Source organism: Halomonas sp. SIMBA_159 (assembly GCF_046536035.1).
Classification (GTDB): domain Bacteria; phylum Pseudomonadota; class Gammaproteobacteria; order Pseudomonadales; family Halomonadaceae; genus Vreelandella; species Vreelandella venusta_A.
This window is the reverse complement of the sequence record NZ_JAWJBT010001786.1, coordinates 1-230: the sequence shown is the minus strand read 5'-3', so window position 1 is coordinate 230 and position 230 is coordinate 1. Positions and strand designations below refer to the sequence as shown.

Below are 230 nucleotides of genomic sequence, written 5' to 3'. Positions count from 1 at the left end.
CCGACCGCCTGGGCCTGGCTCCAGTCGGTGCGCGAGGCCAGGTGGCGGGCCGAGCGCTGCAGGTAGTCGGGCAGGGTCCAGTGCACCTTGTAGCCCAGGCCCTGCTTGACCCGATCGGCCAGATAGGCGGCGACACCACCGAGCTGGGTATGGCCGAAGGAGTCCTTGCTGCCACCGGCATCGGCGACGAAGCGACCATCGGCGGTGTGGATGCCCTCGCTGGCCACCAC

Annotated in this window: 1 pseudogene; it reads right to left on the bottom strand. The window is 70.4% G+C overall.

The features are described from left to right. Positions 1-230, bottom strand: a pseudogene (locus R0J87_RS25350) (diphosphate--fructose-6-phosphate 1-phosphotransferase); the annotation flags it as partial.